18 protein-coding genes and 1 pseudogene are annotated in these 18,110 nt (G+C 62.6%); 16 read left to right on the forward strand and 3 right to left on the reverse strand.

Going from position 1 to position 18,110, the window contains the following annotated elements:
• Positions 1-97 precede the first annotated feature (97 nt).
• From BLW69_RS09675 to BLW69_RS09720, 10 genes are all read left to right on the forward strand, one after another.
• On the forward strand, positions 98-565 hold the full coding sequence (locus BLW69_RS09675) for a YcgN family cysteine cluster protein (protein WP_092662467.1): 468 nt from the start codon (positions 98-100) through the stop codon (positions 563-565).
• 100 nt (positions 566-665) lie between these two features.
• Entirely contained in the window at positions 666-3,140 is a 2,475-nt protein-coding gene (locus BLW69_RS09680) for a heavy metal translocating P-type ATPase (RefSeq protein WP_092661665.1), read from the forward strand.
• A complete protein-coding gene (cueR, locus tag BLW69_RS09685) occupies positions 3,137-3,547 on the forward strand; it encodes a Cu(I)-responsive transcriptional regulator (RefSeq protein ID WP_062453472.1) in 411 nt (136 codons plus the stop codon). The genes BLW69_RS09680 and cueR overlap by 4 nt, the downstream gene beginning before the upstream one ends.
• Before the next feature lie 15 nt (positions 3,548-3,562).
• Positions 3,563-3,763 (forward strand): heavy-metal-associated domain-containing protein, encoded by a 201-nt coding sequence (locus tag BLW69_RS09690; protein WP_062453471.1) that lies wholly within the window; start codon positions 3,563-3,565, stop codon positions 3,761-3,763.
• A gap of 44 nt (positions 3,764-3,807) precedes the next feature.
• On the forward strand, positions 3,808-4,773 hold the full coding sequence (locus BLW69_RS09695; RefSeq protein ID WP_062453470.1) for a magnesium and cobalt transport protein CorA: 966 nt from the start codon (positions 3,808-3,810) through the stop codon (positions 4,771-4,773).
• 84 nt (positions 4,774-4,857) lie between these two features.
• The gene (locus BLW69_RS09700) at positions 4,858-5,055 is read left to right on the forward strand and encodes a hypothetical protein (protein ID WP_062453469.1); all 198 of its coding nucleotides are present in this window, start codon (positions 4,858-4,860) and stop codon (positions 5,053-5,055) included.
• 88 nt (positions 5,056-5,143) lie between these two features.
• Positions 5,144-5,479 (forward strand): hypothetical protein, encoded by a 336-nt coding sequence (locus BLW69_RS09705; RefSeq protein WP_062453468.1) that lies wholly within the window; start codon positions 5,144-5,146, stop codon positions 5,477-5,479.
• A gap of 402 nt (positions 5,480-5,881) precedes the next feature.
• Positions 5,882-6,082: a hypothetical protein gene (locus tag BLW69_RS09710; RefSeq protein ID WP_062453467.1), complete on the forward strand. Its 201-nt coding sequence runs from the start codon at positions 5,882-5,884 to the stop codon at positions 6,080-6,082.
• 113 nt (positions 6,083-6,195) lie between these two features.
• Complete coding sequence (locus BLW69_RS09715) at positions 6,196-6,477, forward strand: metal-sensing transcriptional repressor (RefSeq protein WP_062453466.1); 282 nt, start codon at positions 6,196-6,198, stop codon at positions 6,475-6,477.
• Positions 6,478-6,503: 26 nt separating this feature from the next.
• Positions 6,504-7,730 (forward strand): nickel/cobalt efflux transporter, encoded by a 1,227-nt coding sequence (locus BLW69_RS09720; protein ID WP_092661667.1) that lies wholly within the window; start codon positions 6,504-6,506, stop codon positions 7,728-7,730.
• A 24-nt stretch (positions 7,731-7,754) separates the two neighbouring features.
• Here the strand turns inward: BLW69_RS09720 and BLW69_RS09725 are convergent, their stop codons facing one another.
• Together BLW69_RS09725 and BLW69_RS09730 are read right to left on the reverse strand one after the other, a co-directional pair.
• A complete protein-coding gene (locus tag BLW69_RS09725; RefSeq protein WP_092661669.1) occupies positions 7,755-9,674 on the reverse strand; it encodes a diguanylate cyclase in 1,920 nt (639 codons plus the stop codon).
• Between the two features lie 268 nt (positions 9,675-9,942).
• A complete protein-coding gene (locus BLW69_RS09730; protein ID WP_062453463.1) occupies positions 9,943-10,572 on the reverse strand; it encodes an outer membrane protein in 630 nt (209 codons plus the stop codon).
• 181 nt (positions 10,573-10,753) lie between these two features.
• Here BLW69_RS09730 and BLW69_RS09735 point away from each other — a divergent pair, with 181 nt between their 5' ends.
• From BLW69_RS09735 to BLW69_RS09750, 4 genes are all read left to right on the forward strand, one after another.
• Positions 10,754-12,151 (forward strand): MFS transporter, encoded by a 1,398-nt coding sequence (locus BLW69_RS09735; RefSeq protein ID WP_139283830.1) that lies wholly within the window; start codon positions 10,754-10,756, stop codon positions 12,149-12,151.
• A gap of 107 nt (positions 12,152-12,258) precedes the next feature.
• Positions 12,259-13,719 carry a protein adenylyltransferase SelO gene (locus tag BLW69_RS09740; protein WP_062579679.1) on the forward strand — a complete coding sequence of 487 codons (1,461 nt, stop codon included), beginning with the start codon at positions 12,259-12,261 and terminating at the stop codon, positions 13,717-13,719.
• Between the two features lie 248 nt (positions 13,720-13,967).
• On the forward strand, positions 13,968-14,606 hold the full coding sequence (locus BLW69_RS09745; RefSeq protein ID WP_175487260.1) for a hypothetical protein: 639 nt from the start codon (positions 13,968-13,970) through the stop codon (positions 14,604-14,606).
• Between the two features lie 88 nt (positions 14,607-14,694).
• Positions 14,695-16,032: a DNA-packaging protein gene (locus BLW69_RS09750; protein WP_175487261.1), complete on the forward strand. Its 1,338-nt coding sequence runs from the start codon at positions 14,695-14,697 to the stop codon at positions 16,030-16,032.
• 109 nt (positions 16,033-16,141) lie between these two features.
• Here BLW69_RS09750 and BLW69_RS09755 read toward each other — a convergent pair whose 3' ends face one another.
• Entirely contained in the window at positions 16,142-16,342 is a 201-nt protein-coding gene (locus BLW69_RS09755; RefSeq protein WP_062453459.1) for a hypothetical protein, read from the reverse strand.
• A gap of 91 nt (positions 16,343-16,433) precedes the next feature.
• Between BLW69_RS09755 and BLW69_RS09760 the strand changes: the two genes are divergently transcribed.
• Positions 16,434-17,069, forward strand: coding sequence for a hypothetical protein (locus BLW69_RS09760; protein ID WP_092661673.1), 636 nt, complete (start codon positions 16,434-16,436; stop codon positions 17,067-17,069).
• 59 nt (positions 17,070-17,128) lie between these two features.
• Positions 17,129-17,914 (forward strand): annotated as a pseudogene (locus tag BLW69_RS09765) (phage portal protein); the annotation flags it as partial.
• Between the last annotated feature and the right edge of the window lie 196 nt (positions 17,915-18,110).

Below are 18,110 nucleotides of genomic sequence, written 5' to 3' on the forward strand. Positions count from 1 at the left end.
ATTCAGCATTAGCTGACAAAAGGTTTATGCGCGATAGAGAATCCGCAACAGGGTAAAGGCGGCAGGGGAAAATTGGTCCCCATCCGCGACAGATATGATGATGGAAGACGCATTCTGGAAAACCAAGACGCTTGAGGATCTGTCCCAGCAGGAGTGGGAAAGCCTGTGCGATGGCTGCGGGCTCTGCTGTCTCAACAAGCTCGAGGATTACGACACGGGCGAGGTGGCTTTCACCTCGGTTGCCTGCCGGCTTCTCGACGGCACGAGCTGCCAGTGCAAGGACTATCCCAACCGCCAGGCGACCGTTCCGGAATGCATCCAGCTGACGCCGGCCCAGGTGGACGAAATCCCCTGGCTGCCGCCGACCTGCGGCTACCGGCTGGTGCGCGACGGCCATGATCTTTACTGGTGGCACCCGCTGATCTCAGGCGATCCGGAAACGGTTCACCAGGCCGGCATCTCGGCCCGCGGCCGCACGATCAGCGAAGAAGAGGTCGATGTCGAGGATTTCGAGGACTATCTGATCGACTGGCCCCTGCATGTCGGCGAGGCACAGCGGGGCTAGGTAGAAGACGCGAAGAACAACCCTCGTGAAAAAACAGCCCGGCCCTTGACCTTCCCATGATGGGAAGCCCTACATGGTGATGCGAAGAGGATCGCGACCCATGAACCAGATTATTCGCCCCATCCATCGCCCCGAACCGATCACCGTGCCCGTCGAGGGCATGACCTGTGCCTCCTGCGTGCGCCGGGTGGAAACCGCGGCTGCAAAAGTGGCGGGCGTCGAGAAAAGCGCTGTCAACTTTGCAACGAAGAAGCTCACGGTCGAGACGGGTGTGGGGTTTGATCCGGAGACGCTGGAGGCGGCTGTCCGCAAGATGGGCTACGAGATCCCCGACGGCGCGATGGATCTTGCGCTGCGGGAAGCGGGTTTTGACGCGGGCTCTGATCATCACCCGGCGTTGAAGCCTGCGGAGACGAGCGCGCAGGGTGATCATACCCATGCTGATCATACCGGGGCCGCCCATTCCCAAGCCGAGCATCCGCATCCAACGCATGAAAACGCCGCCCACGACCATGCCCACATGCATGGCGGTGAAGCGGGTGTCCTGAAGCGTGATCTCGCCATTGCGGCAGTGCTGACGTTGCCGCTGTTCGTGCTGGAGATGACGGGCCACGTCTACGCGCCGTTTCATCACTGGCTGATGGGAGTCGTCGACACGCAGAACCTGCACTACCTCTACTTCGTGCTGGCAACGGTGGTGATTTTCGCGCCGGGTCTGCGGTTCCTGAAGCTTGGTCTGCCGGCCCTGTTGCGGGGCCATCCGGAGATGAATTCGCTGGTCGCAGTGGGCGTTCTTGCCGCCTATGGCTATTCGGTGTTTGCGACCTTCGCGCCTGGCCTGCTGCCGCAAAGCGCGCGTTTTGTCTATTATGAAGCGGCCGCCGTCATCGTGACGCTGATCCTGTTCGGCCGCCTGCTGGAGGCGCGTGCCACAGGCCGAACCGGCGAGGCAATCGAGAAACTGGCCGGTCTGCAGGCGAAAACCGCGCGGGTCGAAAGGAGCGGGGCGGTCGTCGATATTCCCGCAGGCGAGGTCGTGGTCGGCGATATCGTCGTGATCCGTCCCGGCGAACGTCTGCCGGTTGATGGCACCGTGATCGACGGGCAATCGAATGTTGATGAATCGATGATCACAGGCGAGCCGCTGCCGGTCGAGAAGATGGCGGGTGCATTTGTCACCGCCGGAACGGTCAACCGCACCGGCTCCTTCCGTTTCCGCGCCGAAAAGGTCGGCCGCGATACGGCGCTTGCCGGCATCATCCGGCTGGTGGAACAGGCGCAGGGCGCCAAGCTGCCGATTCAGACGCTGGTGGACAAGGTGACTGCGTGGTTCGTGCCGGCCGTGATGCTTCTGGCGGTCGTTACATTCGTCGTCTGGTTCCTGGTGGGACCGGAGCCGCGGCTGTCGCATGCGCTGGTGGCGGCGGTGGCGGTGCTGATCATTGCCTGCCCCTGCGCCATGGGTCTCGCCGTCCCGGTCTCGATCGTCGTCGGCGCGGGCAGGGCCGCAGGGCTCGGCGTGCTCTTCCGCAAGGGCGATGCGCTGCAGGCGCTGTCGGATGTGGATCTCGTCGTGTTCGACAAGACGGGCACTATGACGATGGGACGGCCGCAACTGACGGATCTGGATGTTGTGGACGGGTTTTCGGAAGACGAGGTTCTGCGCCTCACCGCAGCCGTCGAGCGTCGCTCCGAACACCCGATTGCGGATGCGATCGTCAAGGCGGCGGAGGCGAAGGGTCTGGTCTTGGCCGAGACCGAGGATTTCCGCTCCGTCACCGGCTACGGCATCAGTGCCCGCGTCGATGGCCGGGACGTTTCGGTCGGCGCCGACAGGTTCATGGACAAGCTCGGCGTTTCGGTCGCACCCCTGGAACAGACGGCCGCCCGGTTGGCCGGCGAGGGCAAGTCGCCGCTCTATACGGCGATCGACGGTCGTCTGGCGGCGGTGATTGCCGTTGCCGATCCGCTGAAGCCGTCGAGCGTTCAGGCCATCAAGGCGCTGCGGGCGATGGGCATCGAGGTTGCCATGGTGACCGGCGACAACCGTCGCACCGCACAAGCGATTGCCGCAAAGGTGGGGATCGATACGGTCGTTGCCGAGGTTCTGCCCGAGGGCAAGGTGAAGGCGCTGGATGACCTGCGGAAGGGGAGCGGTTCCGCCGCCGTGTCCTCGCCACAGGCGACTTCACCCCGGGCACGCCGGATCGCCTTTGTCGGCGACGGCATCAACGATGCGCCGGCGCTGGCGCATGCGGATGTCGGCATTGCCATCGGCACCGGTACGGATGTGGCGATCGAGAGCGCCGATGTGGTGCTGGTCGGCGGCGATCTGACCGGCGTGGTGTCGGCGATTGCCATCAGCCGGGAAACGATGCGCAATATCAGGCAGAACCTGTTCTGGGCGTTCGGCTATAACGTGGCGCTGATCCCGCTCGCCACCGGTCTGTTCTATCCCTTGCTCGGATTGACGCTTTCGCCGATGCTGGGCGCTGCCGCCATGGCGCTGTCGAGCACGTTCGTGCTTGGCAATGCGCTGCGATTGAAAACCGTCGCACTGGGAGAGAAAGCGTGAATATCGGCGAGGCCGCACAGGCATCCGGCGTTTCGGCCAAGATGATCCGCTATTACGAGGAGATCGGCCTGATTACGCCGGCCGCCCGCACCGGCAACAATTACCGGACCTATGGCGGCGATCAGGTGCATGTGCTGCGCTTCATCAAGCGCGCCCGCTCGCTAGGTTTTTCGCTGGAGGAAACGCAGGCGCTACTCAAACTGTGGCAGGACCGCAGCCGCGAGAGCGCCGCCGTCAAGGACATCGCCACCACCCATATCGACGATCTTGAGCGGCGCATCGCGGAGATGCAGGGCATGGTCAAGACGTTGAAGCACCTTGCTCATTGCTGCGGCGGAAACGACCGTCCCGACTGCCCGATCCTTGACGACCTTGCCGGTTCCGCGTCACCGGCGCATACAGATTGAAGAAGGAGACCTGAGATGACCGTGATCTTCACCGTGCCGGACATGACCTGCGGCCACTGCGAAAAGACCCTGCGAAACGCTCTCGCCGAAGCGCTGCCGGATGCACCCGTGTCGATCGATCTTGTCACGCATACGGTGATGGTGGGTGGCGACGAGGCAAAGGCCGCGCAAGCGATCCGTGACGCGGGTTATTCGCCGGAACGGGCCAAGGCCTAGTACGTTATCGGCATCGCAGACCATACTCCATCGCAGAGGATACCATGACAGTTGTCGCTTCCTATGTGTACCGCAACGGAAAACGTGCCGAGGCGGTGCCTGTCGATGGGCCGGCGCCGAGACTGTCCGGTCAGGATTTCGTCTGGATCGGCCTGCACGAGCCGTCACCGGACGAGCTGCATGCGCTGGCCGAAACCTATGAGCTGCACCCTCTTGCGGTCGAAGACGCCATCAACGCCCATCAGGTGCCCAAGGTGGAAGCCTATGGCGAACAGCTGTTCGTGGTGGCAAAGACCGCCCATCTGGAAGGCGAGAAATTCAAGTATGGCGAGACGGCGATCTTCGTCGGAAGGCGCCACATCATCACCGTCCGGCACGGCTCGGCCCGCAACCATGCCGCCATCCGGGCACAGCTCGAAGCCTCGCCGCAGCTTCTCTCCAAGGGGCCTGACTACGTCCTGCACGGGATCATCGATTTCATCGCCGACGGCTATCTGCCGCTGGTGCAAACGATCGAGGACAAGGTGCTGGAAATGGAGCAGAAGATGCTCGCGAACTTTCTCGAACGCGAGCAGATCCGCCGTCTCTTCCGCCTGCGCCGTCAGCTGATCCTGTTCGGGCGTATCCTGGGCCCGATGTCGGAAGTGGCGGGCAAGCTCGTCAATCTCGACCTTCCCTGCCTCGACCGGGACGCCAAGCCGTTCTTCCGTGACGTGCTCGATCATATCCGAAGGGTCGAAGGCATGGTGGGCGGACTTCGCGAAGTCATCACCTCGGTCTTTGAAGCCTCGAACCTTCTGGAACAGCAGCGCCAGGGCGTCATCACCAGGCAGCTCGCTGCCTGGGCCGCCATTCTTGCGGTGCCGACGGCCATCGCCGGCATCTACGGCATGAATTTCGAGAACATGCCGGAATTGAAGACCGAATACGGCTATCCCGCCGTGCTGGTTGCGATCGTCCTTCTCTGCAGCATCCTTTTCTACCGGTTCCGGAAGTCCGGCTGGTTGTAGTTGCAACCAAGCAAGGGAACTCTCGAGCCGGCGTCGAGTTGGTTCGGTCAGAAAGATGAAACCTTTGCTACGGAGAACCCCGCCATGGTCGACCAGACCCCGATGATCCTGCTGGCCGTTGTCTTGCTTGCCGGTATTGGCACGCTCGGATTTTTGATCCTGCGCCGCTGGAAGACCAAGCGCATTCCCAAAGCGCACGATCTGCCCGAGGTCGCCAACCGGCGCTGGCTGCGACGCGAAGCGCGCAATGCGCAGTCGCTCATCGACAAACGGGTTCCATAAAAGCGCGGTTCCTCACGGGAATTTGAGATGAAACCAATTTGTGCCCGGCCGGTTAACACCCTGTAGGGATACGAAAAGGAATTCAAAAATGATCAAGACGTTGACAGTTGTTGCCGCACTTTCGTTTGGCCTATCCTCTGCAGCATTTGCGCAGACGAGCTATGATATGAACGGTTCGGCCAACCGCGCGGACGTCCAGCAGAACATGAGCGGTGCCGGCGGCAACATCCCGCCGAAGCCAGCCGCATCGGGTACTGTAGACCCCTATTCGACAGGCAGCGTTACCCCGGGCTCGGCAGTCGGTTCGACCGGCGCCTACGGTAGCCGCGCAGGCTGCGCACCGGGCGGTGAGCCAGGCGATGCTGCAAACTCCGGCAACCTGCCGAACCTGACGGGCGAAACTGCCCAGGGTACCGGTTGCTGATTAAACAATGACGGTAGCGGTTGGACGGGTCTTACCCCCGTCTGATCGAGCCTGATCAGAGGTCCTCGGTGAAAGCCGCAGGACCTTTTTTCATGACAAAAGGTTCGCAGTCACAACCAAGGTCGTAGATTGAATGCTGGGAAAACTGGGAAATCAAAAGGACGGCCAGCGTGATCTCGCGGCAGCGACGTGACGTCAATCGGCCACCCGACCCCGTTCTAAAGATAACGGCAGTCGCGTCCTTTCGCGCTTTTGGCAGACCGCAGCCGTCAAGTCCATTGCAAATTTGGCAACACGGGCCCGACATTCCTGCATGAACATCGGTCATTGCAGGGGATCGTGCGAAAAGCTATTCGTCTGGCCTGAACGCATTGGCCGGGAGACACGACAATCATCAAGATCATGGTATTGCTTCACAGCGCCAACGGCCTCGAATGGCAGTCTCCGCCCAAGGGCACCAGCTTGAAGACGCTGAGCGAAGCCGAAGAGCAGGGCTTCATCACCATCCGCGGCGAGTTCCAGAAACGCCAGTTCCGACTGACAGAGATGGGTTTCGAATATATCCAGCGTGACAAAAGACGTCTGGAAGCCCGGCGGTCGTAAGCCAGGCTAACGGCACAACGCTCGCAGCCTCCACCCAGAGAGCTGGAGGAACTCGTATGAAAGCAGTTCTGAAGATACTTGCCTTATCCCCTCCGGGGGGATAGGATTATCGCATGACAGAACACGATCACGTCCACGAAAGTCATCCCGAAATCGTCAAGCGGCTGAAACGGGCTGAGGGACATCTCAAAAGTGTGATCGCCATGATCGAGGGCGGCAGGCCGTGTCTCGACATCGCCCAGCAGCTGCATGCGGTGGAAAAGGCGATCACCAATGCCAAGCGCACCCTGATCCAGGACCATCTGGACCACTGTCTCGAAGACACGATCGGCGCGCTCGATCGGGAGAAGCGCCACTCCATCGACGAGTTCAAGTCGATCACCAAATACCTTTGAGACCTAAATACCCGTGAGATATTTCCATGCCTGATTTTGCCGACCTCCTGCAGCAGGGATCTGCCCATGCCTGGCTGTTTGTTCCAAGCGCCATCCTGCTTGGGGCCTTGCACGGCTTGGAGCCGGGCCATTCGAAGACGATGATGGCAGCCTTTATCGTTGCGGTGAGGGGGACGGTCACGCAGGCGGTGCTGCTCGGTCTTGCCGCGACGATCTCGCACACGATCGTCGTCTGGGGCATCGCCTTTGCGGGCATGTATCTCTGGCAGGGCATGGATGCCGAAGCTTCCGAACCCTATTTCCAGCTTGTTTCCGCGGCGGTCATCATTGCGATCGCACTCTGGATGCTGTGGCGAACATGGCAGGATCAGCAGATGGGAAAGGCCGCTGCCGCCCACGGGCATGATGGCTCGCATGGGCATGACGGTCATCACGGCCACCACGGTGGCCATGGCCACGACGGCCATCACGGCGCCCATCACGGCGCCCATGACCACGGTTCAGCACAGGGGCATGCCGCAGGCCACGGTGACATCAGGCGGGTCGATACCGGGCACGGCATCGTCACGCTCGAAATCTTCGAAGACGGCGTTGCGCCGGTCTGGCGTTTTCGCACCGAGCGCGGCCACGGCTGGACGGCGTCCGATGTCGTCGTCACGACACAGCGCCCGGATGGATCGCGGCAGGCCTTCGTCTTTGCCGATCAGGGCGGATATCTGCAGTCGACCACGGACATTCCCGAGCCGCATGCGTTCGTCGCACGCCTGAGCCTTGGCCACGGCAACCATACCCATGACTACGACCTGTCCTTCACGGAAGGCCACGACCATGACCACGCCGAGATGCAGGGGCTAGACGTGGCGACGGACGGGTATCAGGATGCCCATGAAATGGCGCATGCCAACGACATTCGTCGCCGGTTCGCCGACCGCAAGGTGACCACATGGCAGATCGTTCTGTTCGGTCTGACCGGAGGTCTCATCCCGTGCCCGGCCGCCATCACGGTTCTGCTTCTCTGCCTGCAACTCAAGGAGTTCACGCTCGGCTTCGTTCTGGTCATGTGCTTTTCCATCGGCCTTGCAATCACGCTGGTGACCGTCGGGGCCGTTGCTGCGCTGAGCGTGCGTCACGCCACGTCGCGCTGGAGCTGGTTTTCGACGGTTGCCCGTCGCGCGCCTTATGTCTCCAGCCTCCTCATCATCGCCGTCGGCCTCTATGTCGGCATCCACGGCTGGCAGGGACTGCCGGCGTAAGGGGCGTCGCGGATTGGGCGGGGCTTAGCTCCCCGCCACCTCCACCCGGTTTCGGCCTGCGGCCTTGGCGTTGTAGAGGGCTTCGTCGGCGCGCTTGAAGAGGGCTTGCGAGGTCGTCACGAGGTCCTGGCCGGGGGTGAGCGTGGCGAGGCCGACGCTGATCGTGGCGCGGTTGGAGGGTGGGTTTCTGCCGTGTTCCAGACCGATCTCTTCGACGCCCACGCGGATGCTTTCGGCGATGGCATGCGCGGCCTTCGCGTCGGTTGCGGCGAGCAGCACCGCCACTTCCTCGCCGCCATAGCGGGCGCAGACATCGCCGGGACGGATGACGGTTGACCGTACCACCTGTGCGATCGCGCGCAGGCATTCGTCACCGGCCGCGTGGCCATAGGTGTCATTGAAAAGCTTGAAACGGTCGGCGTCGATCATCAGCAGCGACAGCGGCATCATCGAACGGTTCGCCGCAGTAACCATCGCTTCGAACCGCGCGTTGAAGAAGCGCCGGTTGGCAAGCCTTGTCAGGTCGTCGGTATTGGCGAGAAGATCGAGCTCGTCCTGTGCGCGCTTGTGGCGGCTGACATCGCGAGTGATCGCCACAACCCGCGGCGCCTGGGCCGGATGCGAGGCCGGCAGACGGCTCATCGCCGTTTCCAGCCATACTTCCTCGCCGTCGGGTTTGACGTGGCGGATCAGGAATTTCTCATGACCAGGCCCACTGCCGAGCCGCTCCGTTGCCTGGCGCACCAGGACTTCGGTATCTTCGGCCATGCCGGCAAAGATGCTGCGGCCGATCAGGTCCTCTGGCTCGAGCCCGAGGATGCCGATCGAGGAGGGCGAGACATATTCGCGGATGCCGTGTTCATCGAACCGGGTGATGAGGTCGCTGGAGGATTCAGCGAGCAGGCGGAACTCCGCTTCGCGCGCGGCGACCAGCGCTTCGCGCTCCTGGCGCAACTGCATCTGGCGGCGCCAGTAGACCGTGGCGAACCCGGCCGCGATGAGAAGGATCGCCGCATAGATCCAGCGCGTCCTCGCGGTCGACGCCCAGGAGATCAGCACCTGCCATTCCGATGCGGCCGCGAGCGCCACCAAGCCGGTCAACTGGCTCTGGTGAAAGCCACCCGCCCGCGCCGTCTGGTCGATCGGTGACTGGTAATGAAAGGCGCCGACGCGGGTCTGGCGGACATGGGCAAACAGGTCGCTCTTGGACATGTCCTGGCCGAGAATGCTGTCGGCCATCGGCGCGCGGGCGAGAACCACGCCATCTCCGCGAACGAGCAGGAAAGAGGCATCGGACCCGATATCGTAGCGGCTGAAGAAATTGACGAAATGGTTGACCTTGATGGTGGAGACCACAACCCCGCCGAACGTGCCGTCCGGTAAAATCACCTTCTGCGAGATCGGCAGGACCCAGGTCTGGGTCAGCCGGCTGAGGATGGGCTTTCCGAGGACCGGGAGCGGGAAGGGGCTGGCCTTGTGGAATTTGAAATAGTCGCGGTCCTGATAGGAGACCCCGGCGGGGCGTGTTGCCGACGAGGTCGCAACCATCTGGCCATCGGCATTGAGATAGGAGAGCGTATCGAGTGTGGGCGACGCACTGAGCTGGCGCTTCATCAGCGCGTCGATCGCCTGGGCGAGATCGGCCTCGCCGTCTTTCTCCTCGATCTTGGAGATCAGGCTTGCGAGCGGCAGCCGCGACATTTCCACCACGTCGTCGGCATGCTGGGTAATTGCTTCGGCCGTCTGTTCCAGTGCCGCTTCGACCCGTGCGACCTGTGTCTTCCAGTTGGAATATTCCGCCCAGCCGAAAAGTGCCAGAAACGCACCGAAGCCCAATACCGCCGCAGGTGTCGCCAGAGCTGGGCCAAGGCCGTGTCTGGTGCGGCGGCCTAGCCCTTTGCGGTTCTCGGGGTCTGCCCCGCGAGACGATGGGGAAAACGGCATGCGCAGAAACTTCCGAAAATAGTCAAAACACGAAACTGCAACCCGGCTGATTTACGTCGCGCGCGACGTCATCGGCAGGACCACGGGCAAAGAGCCGACAAGTCCCGTCTAATACAGGAAAGTTAAGCGAACCTCTCGCAACGGGAGCCTAATCCTGCCGTGATGATGGCCGGGACAGTGGTCGAAATCCCTGAAGAGCAAGTTCCAAAGAAAAAGGCCACCGCGCGAGCGGCAGCCTTCTCCTTATACAATCAGATGCTTGACGCGATCAGAACTTCACGCCGAGGCCAACCTGCACGACGTGCTGGTTGAAGTCGACATCAGCGCCGGCGAGGTTGCCGTTGCCGTAGTCGTTGTAGCGATACTCAACGCGGCCGAACAGGTTGTCGGTGAAGGCGTGATCGACGCCAGCGCCGATGGTCCAGCCGTGCAGCGTGTCGTCGTCGTCGCCAACCGGCGTGTCGACTTCAACATTGGTGGCTGTCCAGCCGCCTGCTGCGTAGATCAGGGTGCGGTCCATGGCGTAACCGAGACGTGCACGGGCCGAACCGGAGAAGCCGCTTTCGGCATCGACGCCAGCGGCGACATCGTCGTTGTTCCAGTCGTAGTTGACGTCGCCTTCAACACCGGCAACGAAACCGTTGGAGAACTGCCAGTTGTAGCCGACGAAGCCACCCATGCGGGCGCCGTCGAAGTTCTGGGAACCAGCGCCTTCGATATCAGCATCGCCCCAGCCGTATCCGCCGTGGATACCGAGGTAAGGACCGGACCAGGAAAATGCCGGAGCTGTTTCGTAGGCGACTGGCGCGCTCGGAATGGTCTCAACCGCATCGGCGGCGAGAGCTGCGGACGAGAGGCCGGCTGCAAGAGCTGCGGCGAGAACGAGTGTGTTCCTCATGATGATTTCTCCGTGTTTTCAACGACTGCTTGTTATGAGGATCAATGTAGTGCGTTCGGCTTGGAAAGCTGTAGCTAAAATGTCACGCGCGCCAAAATCGATCCTTGACCGTTGACCGGGGGACTTTGCGCCGCCACTGCTGCGGTCGGGAAAGCCTTGCGGATGAACCGAGGAGCATGCCGTGCTGACAAGAACAGACACCGGATGGAAAACGCTTTTGTCCGGCCGGAACGGCCTGATGCTGGGGCTGATTTCCGCCGGGATCGGGTTGCATGCCTTCAACCAGTTCGCGATTGTTGCCGCCATGCCGCTGGCCGCCGCCGAACTTGGCGGGCGCGACTGGTTCAGCTGGGTCTACAGCCTCTATTTCATCGGTTCGATCGCCGGCGGCACCAGTGCTGCCTATCTCCACGATCGGTTGGGCGTGAAATCCAGCCTGTTCTGGTCCATGGCGCTGTTTTCGCTGGGCGGTCTGATGGCGGTTCTGGCACCAAGCTTTTTCTTTATCGTTGCGGGCAGACTGTTGCAGGGGATTGCCGACGGTCTGATCGTGGCAATCTGCTACAGCCTCATCCCGGCCAATTTCTCGTCCGCGGTGACGGCGAAGGTATTTGCGGTGGAGGCAACCGTCTGGGCGGTCGCGGCTCTGCTCGGGCCGCTGATCGGGGGGCTGCTCGCAGAGGCGTTTTCGTGGCATGCCGCGTTTCTGGCGGTGACGCCGTTTCTCATCCTGCTTGGTCTTTTCACGCTGTTGACGACGCCCGAGACCGGCAGCGCGGCAAAGGCCGCGTTTGCGCCTCTGGCCGTAGCGCTCTGCGTGACTGCATCCTTCATTTTCGCACTGTCGTCCGCAACGGGGGTGATCGGCTGGCAGGTCGCCTGTCTGGTGCTGGGATCACTGGCGCTGGCGCTGACCGTGACGACGGATGGAAAGCTCGGGCCGCGGTTGTTTCCGGCTGGCGCTTTCAGGCTGGGATCGGTGCTCGGCCACGGGTTCTGGATGCTGTTCCTGATGTCGGCGGGCCATGCGTCTGGTGCCACCTATCTTGCTCTGATCATCCGCGACGTCTGGGGCATCGGACCGGCGGCGGTCGGCTATATCGTGGTGGCGATGGCACTGACCTGGAGCGCGGTCGCGATGGCCTCCAGCCGGATCAAGTCTCTGAAAGGACGACACTTTGCGATGCGGGCCGGGCCGCTGTTCCAGCTCGCGGGCTTCCTGATGATCGCGATATCGATCGACGTCCGGGAGATCCTGCTCGTGGTCCTGAGCCAGATGGCGATCGGCACCGGTTTCGGCCTGTCCTGGGCGACGATCAACCAGGCCTCGATGGAAGCCGCTGGCGACGAGGAGCGCGACCGGGCGAGCGCGCTTTTGCCGACCATGTCGACGGCCGGCTACGCCGTCGGATCGGCGCTGGCCGGCATGATCGCGGCAGCGACCGGGCTGACACGGCAGTTGTCGCAAGGCGATCCCGGGCAGGTCGCCTACTGGCTTTACGGGACGTCCGCAGCCGCGGCCCTGGTGACGTTTCTGCTCGGGTTCGGGGTGCGTTTGACGGCGGGCAATAAGGGCTGATCTTGCTTGTTCCGCAGGCGCGAGACCCCATATTGGGGATGCGCCACAGACCAGACTCAAGCACATACCCGAGACCAAGCCCCTGAAAGGGCCGAAGGAGAGATCCCGTGTTCCAGTTCGACAATTCCTATGCCCGCCTGCCGGATCGGTTCTTCGCTTCCGTCTACCCGGAGCCGGTGGAGGGGCCGAAGCTTCTGAGGTTCAACCAGAAGCTGGCAGCGGAACTGGGCGTCGAGGCGGATCTTTCGGATCCTGATCGTCTGGCATCCGTGCTTTCCGGCAATGTCGTGCCGCAGGGGGCATCGCCTCTCGCCATGGCCTATGCTGGGCACCAGTTCGGCAATTTTGTACCGCAGCTCGGCGATGGGCGGGCGATCCTGATCGGCGAGGTCATGGACCGTGCCGGACAGCGCCGCGACATCCAGTGGAAGGGCGCGGGGCCGACGCCGTTTTCGCGCCGTGGTGACGGGCGGGCAGCGCTTGGGCCGGTCATCCGCGAATATGTCGTGTCCGAGGCCATGCATGCGCTGGGCATACCGGCGACGCGGGCCCTGGCGGCGGTTTCGACCGGTGAGCTCGTTCAGCGCGAGCAGGAGCAGCAGGGCGCAGTGTTCGTGCGGGTCGCGGCAAGCCATGTGCGAGTGGGCACGTTCCAGTTCTTTGCCGCCCGCGGCGATACCGAGGGCGTGCGGACGCTGGCGAACTACGTGATCGAGCGGCATTACCCTGACCTGATGGGGGCGCAGAACCCGTATCTGGCGCTGTTGCAGGCCGTGGCGGACCGGCAGGCGGAGCTGATTGCCCGCTGGCTCGGCGTCGGTTTCATCCATGGTGTGATGAACACCGACAACATGACGATTTCAGGCGAGACGATCGATTTCGGTCCTTGCGCCTTTCTCGACGAATACAACCCGATGAAGGTGTTTTCCTCGATTGATCGGCAGGGACGCTACGCCTATCGCAACCAGCCGGGCATCGGCCAGTGGAACATCGCAAGGCTTGCCGAGGCGCTGGTGCCGCTGATCGATGCCGACGAAGAAAAGGCGGTGGGAGCCGCCAATTCTGTCCTGAAGGCATTCGGCGACACGTTCCAGGCGCACTGGATCGAGGTGTTCCGCGCAAAGCTCGGTCTGGTCACCGCGCGCGACGGTGATGGCGATCTCGTGCAGGGACTGCTTTCTGCGATGGAGGAAAACGAAGCGGATTTCACGCGGACGTTCCGAGCGCTTTGCAACGCCGCGGAAGGACACGACGACGACCTGCTCGCCTGTTTCGCGGATCCATCCAAGCTGCGGGAATGGTTGCCGAAATGGAACGAGCGCCTGGCCGAGGAAGGCCGCAGCCCGGCGGACGTGGCAACAGAGATGCGCGGCGTCAATCCGTGGCTGATCGCCCGCAACCACCGGATCGAGGAAGCAATCGCGGCTGCCAATTACGGTGATTTCAGCTTCTTTGAAAAGCTGGTGGAGGCGCTCGAAAAACCGTTCGAAGAGCGGCCGGAATTTGCCGACTACGCGATTGCGCCGACGGCGGAACAGAAGGTTGCGCGCACCTTCTGCGGGACGTGAGGGAGAAGCGGTTCCGGTAAAATTTTCGAGATAGGAATTTAATCCTTGACGGCGTGACGGTTGTCGGGTAGTGTTTAGGCATAGTCGAAGAGTTGCGTCGGGAGAGGCTTCACGCCCCGACCGCCGCAAGGCTTCCAGTCAGGGCTCGGATTGACCTCCGGGCCCTCTTTTTTTCCAGGACATCGATATCGAAACCGAACGTGCGACGGCAAGCCGGCGCGGCGGGTTTTCGGCTGTGGAGATCTGCCATGAACCGTTCCGATACTCTCGCCGGTTTTGATCCAGACCTGTTCGGCCTGTGGACGGACGAACCGCTTTACGACGCGGATGACGACGTGACTCAGGATGCCGAACTCGAAGAGACGGTTCGAAACGTTCTGCTGGAGCTCAAGTCTGCGGAAACCGAGCTGAAGCCCGCAGATGAACTGCGGCAGCTTTTGAACGAGATGACGGCTGAGATGCGCCAGCAGTTCGGCACGTTTCGGATGATGCGCGAAGCAGCCTCCGGGCTGCTGTCCGGCGAGGCCGGAGACACGGTGTCAGCTGACGGCAGTGACGCGGCGCAGAAACTGGCGCGGGCCGATGTGAAGGCGGCGACCGATGCGATGAGCCTGATCGTGCGCACGCTGGAAAAGGTCGATGCGCTGCAGCGTCAGCTTTACCGCGACCGGCAGGTGGAGGCCGACAGGCTGGCCGATGCCGGCGGATACGAAGAGGCGAAGGCCCGCTTCGTCCGGATGATCGAGGATCGCGCCAATGAAACAGCGTTTGGGTATTTCGAAGCCTGGAAACGCGATGGCCCACCGGGATGGGTGGCGCAAAGGCTTCCAGCGAGAGGAACCCAGCCAGCGCAAGATGCGGCGGGCCGCAGAGAAGATCACGGGTGAGGCGGTGAAGGCGTCCGGGTCATTTAGGGCGGGCATGTCTGGCATCGCTGATGTCAGGGAGAAGAGTGCACGGGATCTGGAGGCCGGAATGGTTTTGGCCGGTGCGATGGGCGTGCCCCGCGCTCCGGACTCGGTGCCGGCGGAGAGCTGTGACGAGCCTGGTCCGGGAGAGAGCGCGTTTGACGGGTTTGTGGCCGGTCTCGACCGGGATTGGGCGTTTACGGCGCTTCCCGGACAGAGGCCGCCAGAGGGCGACTGGCGGACGTGGCTGATCATGGGCGGGCGCGGATCCGGCAAGACGCGGGCGGGCGCCGAATGGGTGCATGCGCTGGCGTGTGCGGCTGGAGAGCGGTCCGATCTTCGCATCGCGCTCGTGGCGGAAACGCTGGGCGATGCCCGCGAGGTGATGGTGGACGGTGTGTCCGGCATCTGCCGGATTGCGGCACGGCACTGGCCCGAATTCGAGATTTCACGCAAACGGCTGGTCTGGCCGAACGGCACGGTGGCGCAGATCTTTTCCTCCGAGGATCCGGAAGCCCTGCGAGGGCCGCAGTTTCATTACGCCTGGTGCGACGAGATCGGCAAATGGAAGCATGCGCAGGAAACGTTCGACATGCTGCAGTTCGGCCTGCGGCTGGGACTCGATCCGCGCCAACTGGTGACGACGACGCCGAGACCTGTGCCGGTGCTGAAACAGCTGATCGCCGACCCGGGCACGCGACTGGTCAAGATTTCCACCGCCGGTAACGCCGGCAATCTGGCGCCGGGTTTTATCGCGGCGCTGGAGCGACGCTATGGCGGCACGCGGCTGGGTCGCCAGGAACTCGGCGGCGAGCTGATCGAGGATCGCGACGATGCACTGTGGAAGCGGGCCGATCTCGAAGCCTGCGTCACGCGGTTTACCGGGGTCTTGCGGCGCATCGTGGTGGCGGTCGATCCGCCCTCGGGATCCGGCGAAAACTCCTGCTGCGGCATCGTCGTGGCGGGTGTTGAGGCCGCTGAGGGATCTGCGGGCCGGGCGGTGGTGCTGGCTGATTGTTCGGTGACCGGCCAGACGCCGGGCGGCTGGGCGAAGGCCGTGGTGAAGGCGTATTCGCGGTTTTCGGCGGACAGGGTCGTGGCCGAGGGAAACCAGGGCGGCGACATGGTGCCGGCGATGCTCAAAAGCATCGACGCCAACCTGCCGGTGACGGTGGTGCATGCATCCCGCGGAAAGTTTGCCCGCGCAGAACCGGTCGCAGCCCTCTACGAGCAGGGACGCGTCGTGCATGCGGGACGGTTTGCGGAGCTGGAAGACCAGATGTGCGATTTCGGACCCAACGGCCTGTCATCGGGACGCTCGCCGGACCGGCTGGATGCGCTGGTCTGGGCGCTGACGGCGCTTGTTTTGGACGGCCAGGGCGAGCCGCGGGTGAGGGGGATTTGAGCCTAGGCCCGGTGTGGCGCTTCTGGTGAACCGCGCAACGAAAAGCGGCCCGGACAGGGCCGCTCAAGCGTTCTATATCTGACAGTTGGCTACTGCCAACAGTTGCAATTCAGCTTTTAGCCGGCACAGCCGGAGCGCTGTCGCGCATCTGCTTCCATTCGGATTCCATGCGCTCGAGGACGTGCTGCGGCACCGATTTCGTGGCGGCTGTCTGGGCGGTCTGCTGCATCATCATGATCTCCGGATTGTGCGCTGCACCATCATGGTGGTGCGCCCCTATGAACGTCGCATGGTTGGATTGGTTCCACATCCTTACTCCGAAGTAAATCGTCACTAACAGACTAAAACGATTTAGTTTTTTCTAAACCGATTGAAACCTTCGAACGCGGTAAAGGGGTAGGATTAACATGGGATACGAGCGCAGTTTTTTCTTCGATCACGTGCGCAGGAACCCGTTCAGCGGGCGGTTGGCAAGTGGTCAGGTGGCCGGGTTGGCTGCTGTTTTGGAGGCATGGGAGGCGCGCAACCCCATCGAAGGCCCCGCGGCGCTTGCCTATGCGCTGGCGACCGCGTTTCACGAGACGGCAGCGACGATGCAGCCGGTGCGCGAAACGCTGGCCAAGACCGATCAGCTTGCGGTAATGCGGCTGGAAAGCGCTTACAGCGCCGGCCGGCTGCGGACGGTGAAGACGCCGTACTGGCGGTACGATGCCGATGGCCGGACCTGGTTGGGGCGCGGGCTGGTGCAGCTGACGCACAGGCGCAATTACCAGAAGATGGCGGAGCTGACCGGCATCGATCTCATCGCGGCACCTCATCGCGCCATGGAGATGGATGTGGCGGTGAAGATTCTGATCGAGGGCATGCGGGCTGGCAGTTTTACCGGCCGCAAGCTCGGCGATTATTTCGGCCCTGGGAAATCGGACTGGGTCGGGGCGCGAAAAATCATCAATGGCAATGACCGGGCGGCGCAGGTGGCGGGGTACGCGAAAGCGTTCGCGGCAGCGCTGCGGGACGATGCGGCGATTGCGGCTTGAGGGCTGGTTGAGGGCTGGTTGAGGGTGAAGTGATCCCGGATCGAGTGAAGGATGCGATGATGAGATTTCCATTCCGGCTTCCCGGACTTGCCCGCAGCGCGCCGCCTCAGGAAACCAAGGCGGCGTCGGGGCTGTCGTCGGGCTTTGCGATCGTATCTGGCGATGGCGCGGCGCACTGGTCCGGGCGGTCCTATGCGGCTCTGGCAAAGGCCGGGTTCATGAAAAACCCGATCGCCTATCGGGCCATGCGGATGGTGGCGGAGGCTGCCGCCGCCGTGCCGTGGCTTGCCTATCGGGGGACGAGCGAGGCAGCCGATCATCCGGCGCTGGCGCTTCTGGCACGTCCGAACGGGCGCCAGAGCGGGCCGGATTTCTTCGAGGCGCTGTACGGGCATCTGCTTTTGTCCGGCAATGCCTATGTGGAGCCGCTGGCGCTTGGCGGAGACCTGCGGGAACTGCATTTGCTGCGGCCGGACCGGGTGAGCGTCGTCGAGGGACGCGACGGCTGGATTGCGGCCTATGATTATCGCGCCGGGCAGGTGACGCGGCGGCTTGCCGTCGATCGCGACGGGCCGGGGCTGCTGCATCTAAAGCTGTTTCATCCGCTCGACGACCATAGCGGTCTGTCGCCGTTGGTGGCAGCAGGGGCGGCGCTCGATCTTTCCAATGCGGCGGCGGGCTGGAACAAGGCACTGCTCGACAATTCCGCACGGCCCTCGGGCGCGCTGGTCTACCAGCCGAAGGACGGCGGCAATCTTTCCGCGGATCAGTATCAGCGGCTGAAGGACGAACTGGAGGCGGGCTATTCGGGCGCGGTCAATGCCGGGCGGCCGCTGCTTCTGAAATCCGACACATACCTCTGGAAATTCGACATTGGTTCTGAACATTCGCTACTCAGAAGTTCCAAATTCCTCAATGAAATCAATCTTTCATCGTCGGTAATCGGATGCCGTAGCTCGATTCGTAGCGCCGGGCCACCAGGGCGTCAATTTAGATATCCATAGGCAGCCCAAAAAACGGCTCCAGACGGCTTTCCGGGCG

Source organism: Rhizobium sp. NFR12, from assembly GCF_900108545.1.
Taxonomy (GTDB): Bacteria; Pseudomonadota; Alphaproteobacteria; order Rhizobiales; family Rhizobiaceae; genus Neorhizobium; species Neorhizobium soli.